This is a genomic window from Marinobacter sp. UBA5687 (genome assembly GCF_002420325.1).
Taxonomy (GTDB): Bacteria; Pseudomonadota; Gammaproteobacteria; order Pseudomonadales; family Oleiphilaceae; genus Marinobacter; species Marinobacter nauticus.
Map to the genome: position 1 here is coordinate 1 of NZ_DIHV01000135.1, position 21,194 is coordinate 21,194.

Annotated in this window: 19 protein-coding genes; 11 read left to right on the top strand and 8 right to left on the bottom strand. The window is 57.4% G+C overall.

All coding sequences use genetic code 11. The features are described from left to right. Positions 1-998: nitrilase-related carbon-nitrogen hydrolase (locus B3Y70_RS14930; protein WP_288590021.1), on the bottom strand; the 998-nt coding region annotated here is incomplete at its 3' end. A 92-nt stretch (positions 999-1,090) separates the two neighbouring features. Here B3Y70_RS14930 and B3Y70_RS14935 point away from each other — a divergent pair. The 10 genes from B3Y70_RS14935 to B3Y70_RS14980 all read left to right on the top strand — a co-directional run bounded on the left by B3Y70_RS14935 (position 1,091) and on the right by B3Y70_RS14980 (position 11,949). Beyond that, on the top strand, positions 1,091-2,737 hold the full coding sequence (locus B3Y70_RS14935; RefSeq protein WP_273029754.1) for a sensor histidine kinase: 1,647 nt from the start codon (positions 1,091-1,093) through the stop codon (positions 2,735-2,737). A 49-nt stretch (positions 2,738-2,786) separates the two neighbouring features. Next, the gene (locus B3Y70_RS14940; RefSeq protein ID WP_288590022.1) at positions 2,787-4,175 is read left to right on the top strand and encodes a sigma-54-dependent transcriptional regulator; all 1,389 of its coding nucleotides are present in this window, start codon (positions 2,787-2,789) and stop codon (positions 4,173-4,175) included. A gap of 112 nt (positions 4,176-4,287) precedes the next feature. Continuing rightward, positions 4,288-4,854 (top strand): GspH/FimT family pseudopilin, encoded by a 567-nt coding sequence (locus B3Y70_RS14945; protein ID WP_023009260.1) that lies wholly within the window; start codon positions 4,288-4,290, stop codon positions 4,852-4,854. A 147-nt stretch (positions 4,855-5,001) separates the two neighbouring features. Beyond that, the gene (locus tag B3Y70_RS14950; protein ID WP_014420604.1) at positions 5,002-5,484 is read left to right on the top strand and encodes a GspH/FimT family pseudopilin; all 483 of its coding nucleotides are present in this window, start codon (positions 5,002-5,004) and stop codon (positions 5,482-5,484) included. A gap of 41 nt (positions 5,485-5,525) precedes the next feature. Continuing rightward, positions 5,526-5,975, top strand: a complete 450-nt coding sequence (pilV, locus tag B3Y70_RS14955; RefSeq protein ID WP_228285551.1) for a type IV pilus modification protein PilV — start codon at positions 5,526-5,528, stop codon at positions 5,973-5,975. Then, positions 5,975-7,108: a PilW family protein gene (locus B3Y70_RS14960; protein WP_081698947.1), complete on the top strand. Its 1,134-nt coding sequence runs from the start codon at positions 5,975-5,977 to the stop codon at positions 7,106-7,108. Before pilV ends, B3Y70_RS14960 begins: the two co-directional genes overlap by 1 nt. After that, entirely contained in the window at positions 7,105-7,614 is a 510-nt protein-coding gene (locus B3Y70_RS14965) for a pilus assembly PilX family protein (RefSeq protein ID WP_199452563.1), read from the top strand. Before B3Y70_RS14960 ends, B3Y70_RS14965 begins: the two co-directional genes overlap by 4 nt. 60 nt (positions 7,615-7,674) lie before the next feature. Beyond that, positions 7,675-11,079, top strand: coding sequence for a pilus assembly protein (locus B3Y70_RS14970; protein WP_121208506.1), 3,405 nt, complete (start codon positions 7,675-7,677; stop codon positions 11,077-11,079). Positions 11,080-11,123: 44 nt separating this feature from the next. After that, positions 11,124-11,507, top strand: a complete 384-nt coding sequence (locus B3Y70_RS14975) for a hypothetical protein (protein WP_023009255.1) — start codon at positions 11,124-11,126, stop codon at positions 11,505-11,507. A 37-nt stretch (positions 11,508-11,544) separates the two neighbouring features. Then, on the top strand, positions 11,545-11,949 hold the full coding sequence (locus B3Y70_RS14980; RefSeq protein WP_014420598.1) for a type IV pilin protein: 405 nt from the start codon (positions 11,545-11,547) through the stop codon (positions 11,947-11,949). Between the two features lie 28 nt (positions 11,950-11,977). Here the strand turns inward: B3Y70_RS14980 and ispH are convergent, their stop codons facing one another. The 6 genes from ispH to murJ form a co-directional block, all read right to left on the bottom strand. After that, positions 11,978-12,931, bottom strand: coding sequence for a 4-hydroxy-3-methylbut-2-enyl diphosphate reductase (ispH, locus tag B3Y70_RS14985; protein ID WP_273029764.1), 954 nt, complete (start codon positions 12,929-12,931; stop codon positions 11,978-11,980). A gap of 2 nt (positions 12,932-12,933) precedes the next feature. After that, positions 12,934-13,386 carry an FKBP-type peptidyl-prolyl cis-trans isomerase gene (fkpB, locus tag B3Y70_RS14990; protein ID WP_058341551.1) on the bottom strand — a complete coding sequence of 151 codons (453 nt, stop codon included), beginning with the start codon at positions 13,384-13,386 and terminating at the stop codon, positions 12,934-12,936. 5 nt (positions 13,387-13,391) lie between these two features. Beyond that, positions 13,392-13,916, bottom strand: a complete 525-nt coding sequence (lspA, locus tag B3Y70_RS14995; RefSeq protein ID WP_286895343.1) for a signal peptidase II — start codon at positions 13,914-13,916, stop codon at positions 13,392-13,394. Further along, complete coding sequence (ileS, locus tag B3Y70_RS15000) at positions 13,916-16,735, bottom strand: isoleucine--tRNA ligase (RefSeq protein WP_288590024.1); 2,820 nt, start codon at positions 16,733-16,735, stop codon at positions 13,916-13,918. The genes lspA and ileS overlap by 1 nt, the downstream gene beginning before the upstream one ends. Positions 16,736-16,768: 33 nt before the next feature. Continuing rightward, complete coding sequence (ribF, locus tag B3Y70_RS15005; protein ID WP_288590026.1) at positions 16,769-17,737, bottom strand: bifunctional riboflavin kinase/FAD synthetase; 969 nt, start codon at positions 17,735-17,737, stop codon at positions 16,769-16,771. A gap of 118 nt (positions 17,738-17,855) precedes the next feature. Beyond that, positions 17,856-19,442: a murein biosynthesis integral membrane protein MurJ gene (murJ, locus tag B3Y70_RS15010; protein ID WP_286895337.1), complete on the bottom strand. Its 1,587-nt coding sequence runs from the start codon at positions 19,440-19,442 to the stop codon at positions 17,856-17,858. Between the two features lie 266 nt (positions 19,443-19,708). On the opposite strand from murJ, the gene rpsT reads away from it, so the two are divergent. Then, complete coding sequence (gene rpsT / locus B3Y70_RS15015) at positions 19,709-19,978, top strand: 30S ribosomal protein S20 (RefSeq protein ID WP_011784377.1); 270 nt, start codon at positions 19,709-19,711, stop codon at positions 19,976-19,978. A gap of 66 nt (positions 19,979-20,044) precedes the next feature. Here the strand turns inward: rpsT and proB are convergent, their stop codons facing one another. Beyond that, positions 20,045-21,169 carry a glutamate 5-kinase gene (gene proB / locus B3Y70_RS15020; protein WP_014420591.1) on the bottom strand — a complete coding sequence of 375 codons (1,125 nt, stop codon included), beginning with the start codon at positions 21,167-21,169 and terminating at the stop codon, positions 20,045-20,047. Between the last annotated feature and the right edge of the window lie 25 nt (positions 21,170-21,194).

The window sequence follows — 21,194 nt, forward strand, 5'->3', positions numbered from 1 at the left end:
TACCGGAACGGCATCATCACCGCGTGCACACGCTCCTTGCCCAGTGCATCCACCGCAACCGCCAGTGTAACCGCCGAATCGATGCCGCCGGACAGGCCAAGTACTACCGACCTGAAACCATTCTTGTTGACGTAATCCCGCACACCAGTCACCAGGGCGCGGTATACATTGGCTTCCAGCTGCGGTTCTGGCGGCAATGGGCGGGAGATCGGCTGGCAGTGGTGTTCGCACAAGAGGTCCACCGGGTACAGCCCTTCCTCGAACTGAAGCACTTCCGCCGACAGCCCACCGGAATGATCAAACACCATGGAGCCGCCATCAAACACCAGCTCATCCTGGCCGCCCACAAGGTTCACATAGACGATGCTGACCCGGTTCTCCCGGGACTTGCGTTCCAGCAAAGCCTTGCGACGGGCCTGTTTATCGATATCGTAGGGCGAGGCATTGAGATTAAGGATGAGCCGGGCACCCGCGGCTGCCGCATCTTCCACAGGGCCATCTTTCCAGAGATCCTCACACACGGTAATGCCGACAGGCTGGCCTTTAATGTCGAGCACCAGTGTGTCGGAACCTTCGGCGAAATAGCGCTTTTCGTCAAAAACCTGGTAGTTCGGCGGGAAGCGTTTGAAGTAGCGACCGCGAATCTGACCAGCTTCAATCACCAGCGCCGCATTATATAGCAACCCTCCAGAGCGAATAGGAGCCCCGATGACCATCGCCGGAGGCAGTGCCGCACTTTGCAGCTTTTCCAGTGCTTCGCGCACGCGAAGGTCCAGACTTGGGCGCAACAGGAGATCCTCCGGCGGGTAGCCGGTCAGGCACAGCTCCGGAAAGACAACGATATCGGCCTGAAGCTCCGCCCAGGCCCGCTGGGTTGCCTCCAGAATCAGATCGGTATTGCCCGGAATATCTCCAACCAGGAAATCCAGTTGCGCCATAACAACGCGGAGTTTTCTGGCGGCGTTCTGGCTCTCGGATGTTTGACCGGCTTCCGGCATGGACTGGCTCCTGTAACTTGTTGCCGTTAAAAGGCTATTATAACCCGTCAACAACAAAGATTTCTCCCGCACACAGACAGATGACTCGCTCCATGGCTCAAGACACTGCCGACAAACACAGCAAGCGCTCTGCTTTCGGGCCGCCGGCCAAGCAGCAACAGGGAAGGCTGTTCCGGATCTACAATCATTATCGCGTGGTCATCAGCCTGATGCTGCTGGGCTTGCTGCTCTTCGATCCATTCACCACCGACAGCAAGTTCCGCTGGCTGGAGTACTACCAGGCGGGTGTGGTTACCTACCTGGCAATCATTGGCTTTACCGCACTGCTCCTGCTTGCCGGCTTTCAGCCACGGCAGAGGCATATCACGCTCTCCATTCTGATCGACATACTGGTGATGCATGGGCTCTTGCTGGCAAGCACCGGCATCACCAATGGCCTGGCCAACCTCGTGATCATTTCGGTGGCGGCTGGCAACATTCTCACACCCAGTCGGGTCGGCACGTTCTACGCAGCACTCGCTGCCATCTGTTCGCTGGGCATTTCCGGCTGGGCCGTTCTGGCTATCAATGAAACCGCCGATGACATCGTCCGAGCAGGCTCCCTGGGCATACTCTACTTTGCCGCTGCCTTCGTCCTGCAGAGCATTTCAAAAAGAATGATTCGAAGCGAAGCGCTGGCGAGCAGCCGGGCAAGAAGCATTCAGGAACTGGAGCAGATCAACCAGCAGATCATCCAGCGTATGCGCACCGGCATCCTGGTACTTGATCGCTTCGGCCAGATCCGGCTTGCCAATGCCGCTGCTGAAGAACTGCTGTTCGGTGTGAGCGCCGATGGAGAAGATCTGGAGCCCCGTGCACGGCTACTGCCTAAACCGCTCAGGCAGGGGCTCGAAAGCTGGCTGAAAAACCCCAACATGCGGATTGAACCCTTTCAGGCGTCGTCTACCTCACCGCTTTTGCAGGCCAACTTCACGCAACTGGACCAGGAACGGGGCGACCAGATTCTGGTGTTTATTGAAGACATGAGTAAAGTGACCCAGCAGGCCCAACAGATGAAGCTGGCGTCCCTAGGACGATTAACGGCTGGCATCGCTCACGAAATCCGGAATCCTCTCGGCGCCATCAGCCACGCAGCCCAGTTAATGGAAGAATCCCCCAGCCTGGATGAGGGGGATCTTCGCATGCTCGATATCATTCGCCGTCACTCCCGACGGGTGAATGGCATCATCGAGAATGTACTGGACCTCTCTCGCCGCCGGACCGCAAATTCCGAGCTGATAGATGTCGGCCAATGGCTTCGCGAGTTCCGGGATGATTTCGTGCAGACGGTGAATGGGGAAACGGCCACCACGATCGAATTGAATATCAGCGAGGAGATTCCACAGGCTCGTTTCGACAAGAGCCAGATTGAGCAGGTGATGGTGAATCTGTGCGACAATGGTTTGCGGTACAGCAAACAGCAGACCGGGCAAAACAGGATACAATTAATTGCGGGCGCCACGGCCGATGGCAAACGGGCTTACGTAGACGTTCGGGATTTTGGCCCGGGCATCAGTGCCGAGCATCGGCATTCCGTATTCGAGCCCTTTTTCACTACGGATAAAAGCGGAACCGGGCTTGGCCTCTACCTGGCCAGGGAGTTATGCGAAGCTAACCAGGCACACCTGTCGCTGGTCGATGACGGACAGCCGGGGTGCCGATTCCGCATAACGTTTGCTCACCCCGGGCGAATGATCTGACCAGCTGGCCATCGGGCGTTTGAATTCAACAGGGAACCGAAGACACAGAATGACTACACAGACAGCGCTGATTGTTGACGACGAGCCGGATATCCGGGATCTACTGGAAATCACCCTCACCCGGATGGGCATTACTACCTACACTGCCCCCGATCTGGCCAGCGCCAGGGAACTACTGCAGCAGCACAATCCCCAGCTCTGCCTGACAGATATGAACCTGCCCGACGGCAATGGTATAGAGCTTGTTCACTGGATTCAGCAACACACTCCCTGCACCCCCGTTGCAGTGATCACCGCCTATGGCAGCATGGACACGGCTATCGAATCGCTCAAAGCCGGCGCTTTTGACTTCGTATCCAAGCCCGTGGAGCTGCCCCGCCTGCGGGAACTCGTCAACAGCGCTCTGAAGCTGTCCGAACCCAAAGCCCGCGAAACCGCCGAGTCCGATGAGCCCGGCCTGCTTCTGGGCGACTCGCCGCAAATCCGGAAACTGCGCACACAGACAAAAAAGCTCGCCCGAAGCCAGGCACCGGTGTTTATCAGCGGCGAATCCGGCAGCGGCAAGGAGCTGGTTGCCCGCATGATTCATCTGCAAGGGCCCAGAAGTGACGGCCCCTTTGTCGCCGTGAACTGTGGAGCCATCCCCTCGGAGTTGATGGAAAGCGAGTTCTTTGGCCACAAGAAGGGCAGTTTCACCGGAGCCGTCGAGAACAAGCAGGGCCTGTTCCGCTCCGCCGATGGTGGCACCCTGTTTCTGGACGAAGTGGCCGACCTGCCCCTGGCCATGCAGGTAAAACTGCTGCGGGCTATCCAGGAGAAAGCCGTTCGCCCGGTCGGTGACACCAAAGAAGTGCCAGTGGACATCCGGGTGCTCAGCGCCACCCACAAAAACCTCCCGGAACTGGTGCAGGAAGGCGACTTCCGCCAGGATCTGTTCTACCGGATCAACGTCATCGAACTGGCCGTTCCGCCGCTGCGCGAGCGCGCCGAGGATATCCCCCTGCTGGCCGAGCACATTCTCCAACGCATAGCGCGGGAATACGAGTGCGACCCGGCCAAACTCACCGCGGCCGCCATCGAACGACTCAAAGGCTACGAGTTTCCCGGTAACGTTCGTGAACTGGAGAACATCCTGGAACGCGCTTTTACCCTGTGCGATGAAGACCTGATTGATGCCGGAGATCTGCATCTTGGCGGCGGTGTCGTGCCAGCGGGCTCCGCCTCCGCGACCAGAGAGACGGAGTCAGAAACGGATGCTGCCGCAGCTCCGGTGCCTGAGGGTGAGATCGATCTTGAGGGCTATCTGGAAAGCATCGAGAGACAGGCCATTGAAAAAGCACTGGAAGCGACACGGTGGAATAAAACAGCGGCGGCCAAGAGACTGGGGATCAGCTTTCGGGCCTTGAGGTATCGGTTGAAGAAACTGGGGATGGAGTAATCCAGAAGTAGACTCAGTACTTAGAATCAAGCCAGCGGCCTGGGTTAGGATTGACAGGCTCTGAACAGGATGTACAGAGCTCATCAGATAACCTCAGACAAGGACGTTCGCTATGCGTTACACAATACGCAGTGGCGGGTTTACGCTTATAGAGCTGACCCTTACGCTATCTATCATGGCCATTCTGGCTACCTTGGCCAGTGTCTCCTGGCCCCAACTGATCACCTCAACGCGCCACACGGATACAGTCAATCAGATCCATCGCATGTTTGCCAGTGCCCGCTCACTGGCCGTCACCCGCAGGACAGTGATCACGGTATGCCCACTTACACCGGCGCAATCCTGCATCGACGACTGGAACCGACCGGTTCACGTGTTCCTTGACGCCGACAACGACAAGCGTCCGGATAATGGGCGTAGCCATCAGGTTTTCCACCTCAACGACAACCAGGCGAGACTCCATACTCGAACCGCCGGCCGGGGCTACTTCCAGTTCGCTTCAACCGGAATGAGCCGCGGCACAATGGGGAGCATAGTGGTGTGCTCCGGAACCCAGCCAAACGATATCAGAATGAGCTACCTGGCCCTGAATATCGGCGGACGTCTACGCAGCCTCGATGACGAAGACCGGGACGGAACCATCAGGTTACCGTGGGGCACCACCGTGGTCTGTTCCTGATCGCACACCGGGATAGCAGGTACGAGGTCTCATTTTATCAGACGCTCGTACCGCTCATTCCCTGACAACTACCTTTTATCGCAAGACTCATGGACTGTAAGACTCATTCTGCTGTAATTGAGACTGTATTAATGGGCAGGATGGCATATGAGGAACAGAACTGCGGGTTTTACGCTAATTGAGCTCATGGTGACGATGGTCATTCTCGCGCTTGTCGCAACCATCGCCATTCCGGGATTTGGCAGGTTAATCGATAACAACCGACTGGTATCAGGTACCAACCTGCTTGTTTCATCCATCAAGCTGGCCAGATCGGAAGCTATCAAGCGTGGCGAGAACGTGACCCTCAGCACCGATGGCGGGCTCGACAGTGGCTGGTGCGTCCATGAGGGCGGTGCTGCCGGTGATTGCACAAACAACCAGATTCGTGTTTTTGAGGCTCCCGGCAATCTGACGTATACCGAATCAGCGGCCGACATCGTGTTTGACCGCCGAGGTTTTCTGGTACCGCAGGCAGCCCAGACATTTACGGTCGCTCCCGTTGGCTGCGCTGCCGGGGATATACGGTTTCGGACTATTCGAATCAGTCCGGTAGGGCGAACTGAAGTGGAAGACGGAGTATGCCCGTGACGATCAATTCCCTAAATCACACAGTTAATTCGCACAGCCCCATGGCTCTGACCCGCCAGGCAGGTATCGGACTCATTGAGATACTGGTCACCGTCCTGATTCTCGGTATCGGGATTCTGGGCGTCGCATCGACACAGGTGGTCTCCCTGCAGATGAACACGCAATCGCAAAGCCGCAGCCAGGCGGTTCTGCTGGCGGAGGATCTGCTTGACCGAATTCGAGCCAATCCGGATAACATCGCCGGCTACGCACTGGCTCAAGGCGATGCCCAAGGCGCTGATGGCGGCGCCTGCGACACATCCTTCGTCCCGGCAAACGGGAGTGTAGCTGCAAATGATCTGGCAACCTGGGAAAACAACCTGGCTTGCCTGCTCCCGGATGCAGAACGCACAGTTGTCATTGACGGCCTCAACAACACGGTCACTGTGACGATCGACTGGGATCAAAACGACCAGGCAATGAACCCCGTAGTGGTGAGGACTCAGATCTGATGGCGCACACTATCCAAGCAAGAGCTCACGCTTCCGCTCCCCGTTGGCAATCCCAGCGCGGACTTTCACTCGTGGAGTTGCTGATTGCAGTTGCACTGGGCCTGCTGTTGACGCTTGGCGTCACACAGATTTATCTGAGCGGAAACGAAACGTATCGCCAAACCCAGGGACTTGCCCATGCACAAGAGAGCGCACGCTTTGTGTCTGCGATCCTCGCCCCGGATTTCCGGTCCGCAGGCAGCTTTGGCTGCCTCGCAGAGATGGGCCGGCCGCTGGACCAGGTTGTCGATAATCGATTGAATGGTGGCCTGCTGATGCCATTGGGGCGGCCCGTCCAGGGCTGGGATTTCAACGGCACAGGACCCAGCGACAGCGTTACCCTTCCCGCCGCTCTGAACACACCGGGGGCGGGCAGTTGGTCCTCTGGTAATGCTGGCGCGCAGCTGCCGGCCCAGTTGGCCGGCTCGGTACTGGCCAATTCAGACGTGGTCGTTATAAACGCCCTCACCCCCCTGAGCGTGCCTGTAAACGCAGCGAACCCTCAGAACGGCAACAGCATCAACCTCGTTGATAACTCCGAGGTGCCCGTCAACCGGATCGTACTGGCAACACTGGGAGACTGTTCTGAAGGCGAGTTGTTTCAAAAGAGCAACAACTTCAACTCGAGCTCAGTGACCATGGCAGGCGGCAATGTCATACCAGGCAATAATGGCAACAATTTCAACCTGGCATATGACTCTGAAACACGCGTGTATGAATTTACCTCTATGGCTTACTACATCGGTCAGGGCACCAACGGAGAACCCGCCCTGTTCAGACGACTGATGACACCGTTAGAACCCCCACAGGAACTCGTGTCAGGGGTCGAGACGCTGCAACTCCTGTATGGCGTCGACACGGTTGGAGACGAAGCCGCAGACGATTATGTTCCCGCCAACCTCGTGGCTAACTGGGATTCGGTTTCAAGCGTCCGATTTGCGGTAATCACCCGCAGTCGGGACGAGGTGCTTGATGAAGAAAACGATCGGTTGTTTGACGTCCTGGGCAGCGAAGTGTCCCAGGCCAACAACGGTGACAGACGAGTTCGACTGGTTTCCGTCGGCACCACCACCATCAGAGGTAGAATGCAATGATTGACGCAGTCTCCCCAGGTTATCCGCTCGCGAATGGCCAGTTTCCTGGACAACAGCAAGGCGCCACCCTGATCATTGCCCTGGTCATGCTGCTGTTGATATCCCTGCTGGCTATCGGAGGCATGCAGGGATCCATCATGCAGGAACGGATGGCCAGCAACGCCCATGATGGAGCTCTTTCGTTTCAGGCATCCGAAGCAGCCCTGCGACAGGCAGAAGACGATATTCTGAACAGTCTGCCGACACGCCTCACGGCTTTCGATGAGCCGCTGATTGCGACCCCGTGGCTCTGGGATGGCACCAATCCAACTCGCCTGGGCGTTGGTAATGCCGGCCCGGATGTCAGCGCACAGCCGATTTACCACATTGCCCGACTGGCCGATGTCTGCCCGATTGAACCGGGCCAACCCTGCTTTGAGAGGTATATGACAACTGCCCGAGCCCAAGGCGGCAGTGCCGAGGCAGTGACGGTTCTGCAGTCAACCGTTCTGCTACCGCCTCAGTGATAAAGAAAACCATAAACGAACATCAGATTAGGATTGCTCATTCCATCCGGAGAGCCAGTTATGAAAAAAATCTTCCGCAAACGGCTACAGTCGAGAAAGCTGTCAAAGCTGACCACCTTCGGTGTCAGTGCGGCGTTTTCTATCCTGACCGCACAATCAGCGATCGCTCAGGTAAACCTGTCACAAGTGCCACTGTTTCTGAAGGAATCAGTGGATCCCAACCTGGTTTTCATTTTTGACGACTCGGGCTCCATGGGCTGGCGTTTTATGCCAGACGATTTGAGCGGGCGAGCGGGCAACAACTATTACTACTCCAGCCACGTCAATAAAATCTATTATGACCCGTCGGTGACCTACACGCCGCCCTACAAGCCAGATGGCAGTAGCCGGTATCCGAACTCGTCCTACACCAACGCCTGGGTCAACGGTTTTGATCAATCAGAGGGTACGGACGACCTGCGCAATGATATTCGGTTTGACCAGATTGGCAGCATCGAGCAAGGCTTCTATATGCAGTTCAACTCCTCAACGAGTTGTGACAGCAACCCCAGGCAAAACAGTTGTTATACAGCCGTATTGCTAAACAATGCCTCCGCCGAGGAAAAACAGAACTATGCCAACTGGTTTTCCTATTACAGCACCCGGGCATTGGCCGCAAAATCCGGTATCACTGAAGCCTTCTTCGACCTCCCCGAGAACATTAGAGTTGGCTATGGCGCGATCAACGTCAACGGAAGAACCATTGATGGTGTTAATACTGACACGCTGGTGAGCGGGGTGCGTCCGTACACAGCGGCACGCCGACAAACCTTCCTGACCTGGCTGCACGGTAAGAGCATCAATGGCGGCACCCCGTTGCGGACCGCGCTCAAGGACGTGGGTCAGTACTATTCCCGAACCGACAACCGTGGTCCATGGGGTGAAGTGCCCGGCACCAATGACAACACCTCCCACATTGAATGTCGGCAGAGTTTCTCAATCCTGATGACCGATGGTATCTGGAACGGCAGCAGTCCGCAGGTAGGCAATGCGGATGGAACCGGTGGCCCCACCTACAACAATCCCGACCCCAACGGTAAAAACTTCACCTACCAGGCGGTGTCGCCGTTTTCGGACAGCTATTCCAACACTCTCGCAGACGTGGCAATGAAATACTGGAAGACCGATTTGAGAACGGACCTGGCCAATAAAGTGCCGGTTTCTTCGACAGATCCGGCCTTCTGGCAGCACATGACCACGTTTACCATCGGCCTGGGTGTGACCGGCGACATCAAGGAAGCCGACGCGCTGGCCGCACTGGACTCGAGCAAAAATATCACCATTAACTGGCCAGAGCCCGGCGCCGACCAAAGCCCGGATAATATCGATGATCTGCTACACGCAGCCATTAACGGCCGGGGCGGTTATGCCAGCGCCCAGAATCCAACCGAATTCACCACTGAAATCCAGGGCTTCCTGGGCGATGTCATTGCACGTTCTGAAACCTCTGCATCCTCGGCAGCAGTGAGTTCAGCAGTGCTCCGCACCGATTCCCTGGGTTTCTTCGCTGGATTCAGGAGTCAGGACTGGTCTGGAACGTTAACCGCCTTCAATTTTGATCAAGGCTCAGAAGCCTGGAATGCTGAAGAAGTCCTCGCCAGCACTCAACCGCAGGCGCGCAAGCTGATTACCCACAATGGCAGTGCCGGGGTTGAGCTGGAGTTTGCATCGGCCAGCTCGCTGTCGAATCTGTCGACGGCACAGCAGAATGCTCTGAACGCCGACCCTACGCTCAACTCCACCCAGGACAACCTTGGGCACAATCGAATTGCATGGCTCCATGGGGATAACAATGCCCACCCGACGTTAAGAGACCGGCTGGTTCAGGACGACGGTGGCGCCAGCGTTTTGCGCCTGATGGGCGATATCATCAATGCCAACCCTCAGTTCGTGGGTAAAACCAACTATGGTTTCGCCCGGCTCCCGGACCCTGAGGGGGTCGCTTACCGGAATTTCAGGTCCACGTCCTCGTATCAAAACCGTGTCGATGCGCTCTACGTACCCGCAAACGACGGCATACTCCATGCGTTCAATAGCGAAACCGGGGAAGAGTTGTTTGGTTACATCCCCTCCGAGCTATTGCTGCCCTCGGGGTCAAAAACCTACGCACGAATCTCTGAGCTGATGCAGCCCAACTACACCCATAAATATTTCATGGATGGCACACCCCGTGTCCAGGACGCCTACATCGACAAGTCTGGCGGCGGGACGCAGTCCTGGCGCACGGTGCTGCTGGGAGGCATGGGCATCGGTGGAAAAACCGTTTTCGCACTTGATGTCACCAACCCGGGTTCTTTCTCTCCATCGGATGACGTTCTATGGGAGTTTTCACACCCGAACCTGGGCTATGGCGTAACCGATCCGCAGATTTCCCGGCTGGGCGATGGCACCTGGGTGGCCCTGTTCGGCAATGGCTACAATGGCGACAGCGGGCAATCGAGCTTGTTCGTTGTGGATCTTGAGACCGGTACCCTGATCAAAGAAATACAGACTGGAGCAGGCTCTGCCACCAGCCCCAATGGACTGGCATCAGTGACAGTAACCAGCTTTCCTGAAACCGACCCGGTAACCCGTTATGCCTACGGTGGAGACCTGTTGGGCAACCTCTGGAGGTTTGACCTGACAGGGCGAGTGTCTAATTGGTCCGCGACCAAGGTATTTACAGCGCAAAGTCCAGCGGGAAATAGCCAGCCGATCACTGTGGCCCCGCGCGTGGCGCTTAATCCAAACGACAGCGATGAACTGGTTGTCGCCTTCGGCACCGGTAGTTTCCTCCGCAGCGGGGACGAAGGTGACTACGATATTCAGTCGCTTTATGCCATCAAGGATGATTTGAACAAGAGCGGATTAGCGCGCTCAGACCTGCTGGAGCAAACCATCACCAAACAGGAAAGTATCAGTGTCAGCAAGGCATCCGGAAATGGATCCAATAGCTTCATTGTCCGAGACACCTCCGGCAACAGCCTGACAACCCAAAGTGGCTGGTACCTGGATCTGGCTTATAACGGGAATAAGGTAGGCGAACGGGTGATCAGTCGTGCCACCTTCCCATTTGGTGTTAACCCGGATCGGGTGCGTTTCACGACCGTTATTCCAGACCGCGACCCCTGTGGCAGCGGACGAACAGGGTTTCTGATGGACCTCAGGCTGAGCACAGGTGCGCCCTCAGACACGGCAGTTTTCGACCTGAACAGCGACGGTAAATTCAATACCGGCGATATTACCGGGGGGTATGCGCCCAGTGGTATCCAGGTTGGGTATGGTGGCGAAAACCGGACCATAGCCACGTCCGACGGTGACGCGGAGATCGTCATTCCGGGGCTGGACCCGACTCAGTTGTCACCCGGCGATCCATGCGAGGATGGCTTATGCGCCAGATCGCTCGACACAAACATCGGAAGACAGACCTGGGAGCAGCTTCGTTAAGAAGCTGGTCCCAAAACTGACTCAACCTAGAAACGGGATTGACCATGAAGAATCCGTTCAAGCTTCTCGGCGTTCGCCGAATCAACAAGAAAACCCTAGGCAGTTTAGGCGCCCTATTGGTCGCGATATCCATTTCTTCCGGCCTTCAGGCTCAGGAGGAGATCGCTGACGGCACACCTATGAATACAAATGATCGTTTTTACGAGGGGGCCATAAACGCCATCCACGCTGAGGAATCCATCCTGATCGTCGATGATGAGTCCTTCACGCTCGACAGACTCGTCCAGTTCAGGAATACCGTCTGGTCACGAGAACAGGTGCTGCAGCAAATTCAGCCAGGAGACTCCATCAGACTGGAACTGTCGCCCGATACTGCGGGCGGCTCGGGGCCAACAGTGGCGGTGGGTCTCAGCGTTATACGCGATTGATCCGCCAAAACACATTCCAGAGTAAGGATCTATTACCTTGAAGATTCAATCGAATGCCGGTTTCACATTGGTCGAGCTCATGATCGCGGTTGCAATCATCGCGATCATAGCTGCAATAGCCCTGCCGCTCTACCAGAACCAGGTGGAACAAACCCGACGAACCACAGCCCAGGCAGACCTGTTGGAACTGGCCCAGTGGATGGAAAGACGCTACTCAAACGGCTTTGACTACAGAGATGGTGGCAATAATCCAGTATTGCCCTTCACGCAATCGCCGCAAACAGGCACAGCGTTTTATAACATCAGCTTTTCCGTGAACGCGACGCGAGACACCTATACTCTGCAGGCGGTCCCCACGGGTGCTCAAGCCAATGATGATTGCGGCACGCTGACGCTGAACGATGAAGGCGTCAGAGGCGCAGCCCAGGCGGGCTGCTGGTAACATCAAAAGAATTGATAGCCCTTCAGGTTCAGTCGATTTGAAGGGCGTCAATCCTCAGTTCTTTCGGCATCGAGAAGACAATGTTCTCCTCCCGGCCTGAGACTTCCTCCGGTTCTTCCCCGCCCAACTCCTTGAGTCGGGCAATCACGTCGGCAACCAGCACCTCCGGAGCCGACGCTCCAGCAGTGACTCCTACGGCCTTCTTGCCCTCAAGCCATTGCGGCTCTATCTGGGCAGCCTCATCAATCAGGTAAGCAGGCGTCCCCATGCGTTCAGCCAGTTCCCGCAGGCGGTTGGAATTGGAGCTGTTGGGGGAGCCCACAACCAGCATGATGTCGCAGTCACCGGCCAGTTGTTTGACGGCATCCTGCCGATTCTGGGTGGCATAGCAGATGTCGTCTTTGCGGGGACCTTCGATTTCCGGGAATTTGGCGCGCAGGGCGTCGATTACCCGTGCGGTATCGTCCATGGAGAGGGTAGTCTGGGTAACGAAGGACAAGCGGCCTGGATCTCTCACTTCCAGCTTCTGCACGTCGGCTTCGTCTTCGACCAGGTAAATGTCGCCACCGTTGCTGTGGTCGTATTGGCCCATGGTGCCTTCTACTTCCGGGTGACCATGGTGGCCAATCAGGATGCACTCGCGGCCGTCGCGGCTGTAGCGCATCACTTCCATATGTACTTTGGTGACCAGCGGGCAGGTGGCGTCGAACACTTTCAGGCCTCGGCGGGCCGCTTCATTCTGTACGGCCTGAGACACACCGTGGGCACTGAAGATCACCAGTTTATCGTCAGGCACTTCGTCCAACTCGTCGACAAAGATCGCGCCCCTGTTACGCAGGTTGTCTACCACGAATTTGTTGTGAACCACTTCGTGGCGTACGTAGATGGGCGCTCCGAACACGTCCAGCGCGCGATTTACGATTTCTATGGCGCGGTCTACGCCGGCACAGAAGCCACGGGGGTTAGCGAGTCGGATTTGCATAATCAGTGTGTCGGCCCTGCTGGTTCAACGTCGATAATCTGCACTTCAAACTGCAGTGTATGCCCTGCCAGCGGGTGATTAAAGTCCACATCCACCTGGTCACCTTCCACCCGCTTAACCACACCGGGCAGTTCCTGCTGGCGCGCGTCGGCGAAGGACACCACCACGCCGGGCTCCAGCACCATGTCGGCACTGAATTCGTGGCGCTTGAAAGTCTGCACGTTGCTGGGGTTATGCTGGCCGAAGGCTTTTTCCGGGGGAACTTCGAAGGTTTTGTGGTCACCGGCTTTCAGACCCACCAGGTAGGCTTCAAAGTTTTCCGGCAGGTTTTCGTCGCCGATTTCCAGGGTAGCCGGCTCTTTGTCGAAGGTGGTATCCACAGTTTCGCCATCTTCAAACTTCAGGGCGAAGTGCAGTTTCACGCGGGTTCCCTTGTCGATGGGCAGTTCTTTCATGGGGTTCAGTTGCTCCTGTCAGCATCGCCGCTGGCACCAGCGGGTTTACGGAATGCATCGATGATCATCATGGCAGCACCAATGGTGATGGCGGTGTCGGCCAGGTTAAAGGCCGGGAAATGCCAGTCCTGCCAGTAGAAATGCAGGAAGTCCACCACGTAACCATGCACCACCCGGTCGTATACGTTGCCGATGGCGCCACCAAGGATCAATACGATGGCAATCGCGGTCCAGGTTTCATCGGCTTTGAGTTTTCTCAGCCAGCCCACCAGCACCACACTGACCACAACCGCCAGGGTCACGAAGAACCAGCGCTGCCAGCCGGCGGCATCGGCCAGGAAGCTGAACGCGGCGCCGGTGTTGTGCAGCAGGGTCAGGTTGAAGCTGGGCACTACCGGTACCGGGTTACCGTAGGTGAGCATGGCTGTGGCCATGGCCTTGGTGCCCAGGTCGATGGCGACCACCAGCACTGCCAGCCACAACCACTTCAGCTTGCTGCCTGCCCTACCCTCAGTCATGACCGCGTCCATCAGGCGTATGCACGGGTTTCACCCGGGCCTTCCACATTGGTCACGCAACGGCCACACAGATCGCTGTACTGCTCGTTCTGCCCCACGTCTTCACGGTGGTGCCAGCAGCGTTCGCACTTGGCGTGAGTCGCCGGGGTCACTTTCACCAGCAGACCTTCCAGGTTGGTTTGCTCTACGCCGGCCGCTTCGCTCACCGGCCTGACGGTGGCTTCAGAGGTAATCAGCACAAAGCGCAGCTCTTCCCCCAGATGATTCAGGCGCTCAGCCAGTTGGCCTTCGCAGTACAGAGTCACTTCCGCGCTCAACGAGCCTTTGATTTCACTACGGGCACGGGCTTCTTCCAGGCACTTGTTGACCGCCTCTTTCACCGCGTAGATTTCACGCCAGTAGTCACGGCCTAACTCGAAGCCTTCAGGCAGTGCAGTCAAGCCCTCGTACCAGGTTTCGTAGAACACGGTGTCGCCGCGCTTACCCGGCAGGTGCTGCCAGATTTCATCAGCGGTGAAGCTCAGGATTGGCGCAATCCAGCGCACCAGGGCTTCGGCTACATGATAGAGCGCGGTCTGGCAGGAACGTCGCGCCAGGCTGTCGGCCTGGGTGGTGTACTGGCGGTCCTTGATGATGTCCAGGTAGAAGCCACCCAGAGTGGCTTCACAGAAGTTGTACACCTTCTGGTAGATCCGAAGGAAGGCATAGTTGCCGTAGTCTTCGTGCAATTCGTTCTGGAGCTGCAGGGCACGGTCGACCATCCAGCGGTCCAGGGCGATCATGTCTTCCGGCGCGACCATATGCTGGTCCGGATCAAACCCGGTCAGGTTGCTCAACAGGAAGCGTGCAGTGTTGCGGATACGGCGATAGCCGTCTGCAGTCTGGCGCAGGATATCCTTGGAAACGCTCATCTCACCGCTGTAGTCGGTGGCAGAGACCCACAAACGCAGGATGTCTGCACCCAGCTCGTTCATGACTTCCTGTGGGGCGATAACGTTACCCAGGGACTTGGACATCTTGTAGCCCTTGGCATCCACAGTGAAACCGTGAGTGAGCACCTGTTTGTACGGCGCCACGCCATTCATGGCAATGGAGGTTTTCAGGGATGACTGGAACCAGCCACGATGCTGGTCAGAGCCTTCCAGGTACATATCGGCCGGGAACTGGCCCAATTCTTCACGTACCCGCAATACAGAGTCATGGGTGACACCCGAGTCAAACCAGACGTCCAGGGTATCCAGCACTTTTTCGTACTGGTCAGCATCGGCGCCCAGCAGTTCGTTCTGGTCAATGTCGTACCAGGCATCGATGCCGCCGGTTTCCACCGCCTGGGCGACTTTCTCGATCAGCTCCTGGGTGTTCGGGTGCAGCTCCTGGGTTTCCTTATGGATAAACAGGGTGATCGGCACGCCCCACGTGCGCTGACGGGAAATACACCAGTCCGGGCTCTGCTCGAACATGGCCTCGATGCGATTCTGGCCCCAGGCCGGCACCCAGCGCACGCCTTTGATGGCTTCCAGGGCATCGGCGCGCAGGTTAAGCTTGTCCATGCTGATGAACCACTGGGGCGTAGCCCTGTAGATCAGCGGGGTCTTGGTGCGCCAGCAGTGCGGGTAGCTGTGGCGGAATTTTTCCGAGCGTACCAGCTTGCCTTCGCGTTCCAGCGCGGCGCATACCGGCTCATCGGCCTTGTATACGTGCACACCAGCGAATTCGCCGGCCGCGTCGGTATAGGTGCCGTCGGCTTTCACCAGGTTGAGGGTGCCAATGCCGTATTCCTTACCCACCACGAAGTCTTCCATACCATGGTCAGGCGCTGTGTGTACTGCACCGGTACCGGCGTCCAGGGAAACGTGGTCACCCAGCAGCACAGGCACTTGCTTGTCGTACACCGGATGTTGCAGCAACTGGTTTTCCAGTGCGGAACCGGAGACGTTGGCCAGCACTTTGTAGTCTTCCACACCCCAGCGAGCCATGATGCCCTGCACCATGTCCGTGGCCAAAATCATTCGCTCAGCGCCGTGGCCGACATCTAACTGTACCAGTGCGTATTCAATATCGGCACCGATGGACACCGCCTGGTTGGCGGGAATCGTCCAGGGAGTCGTGGTCCAGATCACCAGGGATACATCGCCCTCACCTTCGCTGGTTCCGAAGGTTTTCAGTACGGCGTCCTGATCCACGACAGTGAAGCGCACGTCAATCTGGGTTGAAGTTTTGTCCTGGTATTCAACTTCGGCTTCTGCCAGTGCGGACTGACCAACCACACTCCAGTAAACCGGCTTGAAGCCCCGCACCAGGTGGCCCTTGGCGACGATCTTGCCCAACGCCCGGACAATGCCTGCCTCCACTTTCGGATCCATGGTCAGATAGGGCTTGTCCCACTCACCCATCACGCCCAGGCGGATAAAGTCGGCCTTCTGACCTTCGATCTGTTTGGTGGCGTAGTCTCGGCAGGCCTGGCGGAAGGTTTTGTAGTCCACCTTTACGCCGGCCTTGCCGATTTCCTGCTCAACCTTGTGCTCGATAGGCAGACCGTGGCAATCCCAGCCCGGCACGTAGGGTGCGTCGTAGCCCATGAAACTGCGGGATTTCACGATCATGTCTTTCAGGATCTTGTTGACCGCATGCCCGATGTGAATGCTGCCGTTAGCGTAGGGAGGGCCATCGTGCAGGATGAACTTCTCACGACCTTGGCGCTGCTTGCGCAGATTGCCGTAAACGTTCAGGTCCTGCCAGTGCTTGAGCATGTCCGGCTCGCGCTTGGCCAGGTTACCGCGCATGGGGAACGCGGTTTCCGGCAGATTCAGGGTATGCTTGTAGTCGCTCATGTCTGTGTGCGTACTCTTGGTTGGTCAGTTGAATCAGGTTTCCGGGGTGGCGGGGTTCTCCGCCAACCAGGCCCGGGCATGGTCAAAATCCCGGGCGATCTGTTGCCGAAGTTCGTCAACAGAGTCGAATTTCACTTCGTCCCGCAGGCCATGGCGGAACACGACTTCCAGGTGCTGGCCATAAAGTGTGCCAGCAAAGTCAAACAGGTGCACTTCCAGCGATGGTCGCTTGCCATCTACCGTGGGACGCAGGCCGATGTTCGCCACGCCATCACGCCATTCCCCGGTATCAAGCCGGGCCCTCACCACGTAAACCCCTCTCAGCGCCGGCATCTGATGCAGCAGGATATTGGCGGTGGGCGCGCCGATCTGCCGGCCCAGCTGCCGGCCATATACCACCCGCCCATGGATCCGGTATGGGTGCCCCAGCAGTCGCTCGGCTTCCTCAAGTCCGTTCACATTCAGGGCGTTGCGCACCCGGGTGCTACTCACCCGCTCGCCGTCCACCATAACAGTGCGGGTATTCTCAACTGTGAAGCCCCGTTCCTGCCCCACGCTTTGCAGCAGCTTGAAGTCTCCGGCCCGGTCGCAGCCGAAGCGGAAGTCGTCGCCCACAACCAGGTGACGAACGCCAAGGCCGTTGATCAGCACGTCTTCGATAAAGCCCATGCCGGAATAGTTGCGGAAGGTTTCGTCAAAGCGGATGCACAGCACCACATCTACGCCTTCGCCAAGCAGAGCTTCAAATTTCTGGCGAAACGGCATCAACCGGGGAGGCGCTTCCGCCCCCTTGAAGAACTCCTGGGGCTGAGGCTCAAAAATCATCACCACAGACGGCAGGTTGAGTACCCGAGCCTTGCCTTTGACCTGATCGATGATGGTCTTGTGGCCCCGATGAACGCCGTCAAAGTTGCCGATAGTGGCCACGCACCCATCGGCCAGCGGAGAATCCGCACTTCCCGCGATATGTTTGAGATTGGTCAGGCCTCGAATCAGACGCATGTACTGCGAACCCTAATGCTGCCAATGGCTTTCGGTGCGCCGGCGCGAACGTGCGACGCACTGGTGAGAAAACGCGCGATTATACCCCAGGAGCCGGCGTGGTAGAAATCACAACGCCTTACTTCTGGCGGAATTGCCGCACGCGGACACCCACAAGGACGAGCGCAACAAAATAGGCGAAAACCCCGGCCACGACCAGAATCGCCATTTCCGAGGCCCTCTGCAGGCCAGTAAAGGCCAGCCACTGGCCAACCGGCACATTCAGCCAGAGGATCACCGCTGCCAGTGCGCCGTTCGCAACCGCCAGTTGCATCAGGAACTTTGGCCAGCCCGACTGGCTTTTCCAGGCGCCTTCCTTGCGGAGTCCGCGCCAGAGCAGATAACCGTTGAGCCAGGCAGAAAGCGACGTCGCCAGCGCAAGCCCTGCATGGGCCAGCGGCACAATCAGCGCCAGGTTAAACACCATATTGGCGACCATGGCGATCACACCAATCTTTACCGGGGTTTTGGTATCTTCCCGGGCGAAAAAACCTGGCGCCAGCACCTTGATCAACATGAATGCCAGCAAACCCGCAGAATAGGCCCGCAGACTTTGTGCAGACATCGCGACGTCGCGATCAGTCACTTCGCCGTAGTAGAACAGAGTGGCGATCAATGGCTCGGCCAGCAAAGCCAACGCCAGGGCGGCCGGCACACCAATTAGCAGAACCGCCCGCACAGCCCAGTCAAGAGTAGCCGCAAACTGGTCCGCGGAGGCCGCCGCATGCTTACGCGACAGGCTGGGCAGAATCACCGTGGCGATCGCAATACCGAACACCCCCAATGGCAACTCCGACAAACGGTCGGAATAGTAAAGCCAGGACACGCTGCCGGTTTGCAGGAAGGAGGCCAGCACGGTATCCAGCAACAAATTGATCTGACTGACCGAAACCCCGAACAGCGCCGGCGCCATCAGCTTCAGAATACGACTTACCCCTTCGTGCCGGTAATCAATCCTGGGCCTGGGCAATAACCCCAAACGCATCAGAAACGGCAACTGGAAAAACAGCTGCAAGGCCCCGGCAATGAACACGCCCCAGGCCAGCGCCATCACCGGCTCATCCATCACCGGGGTGAGGAAAATAGCCGCAGCAATCATGGCCAGGTTCAGCAGTACCGGCGTAAAGGCCGGCACCGCAAACCGGTCATAACTGTTGAGAATGCCACCCGCAAAGGCGGTCAGGGATATCAACAGCAGATACGGAAAGGTAATGCGCAGCATCTCGCTGGTGAGCGCAAACTTGACGTCGTCACCCAGAAATCCTGGCGCAAACACCGCGGTCAGCACCGGCGAGCCGAGCATCGCAACAAGAGTTACCGCCAGAAGCACCAAACCCAGAGAACCGGCCACGGCGTCTACCAGGCGTTTCACTTGCGAAATATCCTGCGTTTCCCGATAGGATGACAACACCGGCACAAAAGCCTGAGAAAACGCACCTTCGGCAAACAGACGCCGGAGGAAGTTGGGAATCTTGAATGCCACAAAAAACGCGTCAGCCCCCGCTCCCGCGCCAAAATAGCGGGCAATCACCATATCCCGAACCAGACCCAACACCCGGGACAGCATGGTCATCATCCCGACCACGCCAGACGATCTCAACAATCCCGGCGCCCTGGGCGGTTCTGACTTCCCTGTTGAGGGTGGCTTTCGTTGTTCGGAAGACATGATTTCGACGTCCAGAATCCTGAGTGGAAGCTACGGGCCATCTCGGTAATCCACAAGGCGGAGTAACGCCCCACGGCCAGCCCCAGCGCTGCGATGCCGGAGTGTATCACAGGGCTTTGCAGGCGAGGCACGAACCGTGCGGCGGCCTTGACATTTCGGGCATTCAGCGGCATAGTTCCGCGTCATTTATTTCGACGCGCTGGTTTTGGCGCGCCCGCGATGTAAAAATTTCTTTTTTATAGCAACGAATTTTCAGGAGTTTTACGGTGGCAAATTCCCCGCAAGCCAAGAAGCGCGCTCGTCAGAACGAGAAAAACCGCAAGCATAACGCCAGCCTGCGTTCCATGGCACGCACCTACATGAAAAAGGTCGACGCCAAGATCAAGGCCGGCAACCACGATGAAGCACAGGCTGCTCTGAAAGAAGCTCAGCCGATCATGGACAGCATGGTTAACAAAGGCATCTTCGCCAAGAACAAGATTGCTCGCCACAAGAGCCGTCTGAACGCCAAAATCAAGGCCCTCAAAAGCGCCTGATTCTGTGCGAAATAAAAAAACCGGCTAATCAGCCGGTTTTTTTGTGTCTGAATCAAGCGAAAAAGATCAAACCACCACCAGATTATCCCGATGGATCATCTCCTCATCAGACACATAACCCAGAACATCATTAATGCGATCACTGGACCGACCCGAGATGGCCCTGGCTTCATCAGCGTCATAGTTAACCAGCCCCCGCGCGATTTCTTTGCCAGTCAGATCGACACAGGAGACCATCTCCCCCCTCCGGAACTGCCCGGACACAGCCTTCACACCCACCGGCAACAGACTCCGCCCACCCTGGCGCAACACCTTCACCGCACCATCATCCAGCGTGAGCTTGCCCCGGGTTTGCAAGTGACTGGCAATCCACTGCTTTCTGGCCGCCAGCCGCCCCTGCTCCGGCAACAGCAAGGTACCAATCACATCACCCTGGCGTAATCGGGCAATCACATGCTCAATCCGGCCACCAACAATCACCGTAAACGCGCCTGAGCGGGCCGCTAACCGGGCCGCCCTCAGCTTGGTCTGCATACCACCGCGCCCGAGCGCTCCGGCACCACCGCCGGCCATGGCATCCAGCTCGCGATCTTCCGCCCTGCGCTCGGTCACAAGCACGGCATCGCCGTGCTTGCGGGGGTCTTTATTAAACAACCCCACCTGATCGGTCAGAATAATCAGACCATCCGCCTCAATCAGATTAGCCACCAGCGCACCCAGGGTGTCGTTATCACCAAAGCGGATCTCGTCGGTCACCACCGTATCGTTCTCGTTCACGATCGGCACCACACCGTAATCCAGCAACGTACGCAGGGTACTGCGGCCGTTCAGGTAACGCTTGCGGTCGGAGAGGTCGTCGTGGGTCAGCAGAATCTGCGCCGTATGGATATCATGGCGCTTGAACTGGGCCTCCCAGGTCTGCACAAGCCCCATCTGCCCCACAGCAGCCGCAGCCTGCAACTCGTGCAAGTGCTGGGGGCGAACTGTCCAACCAAGGCGACTCATGCCTTCGGCGACCGAGCCGGAGGACACCACCACCACCTCCACCCCTTCGGCAATCAGCTCTGCGATCTGATCTACCCACAACCCCAACGCGGCCACATCCAGACCTTTGCCATCATTGGTCAGCAAGGCACTACCGATCTTGACCACCAGGCGGCGGGCCTGTCGAAGCTGAAGGCGTTCACTCATGATAGCGGTACAGTCTCTTCCGTTA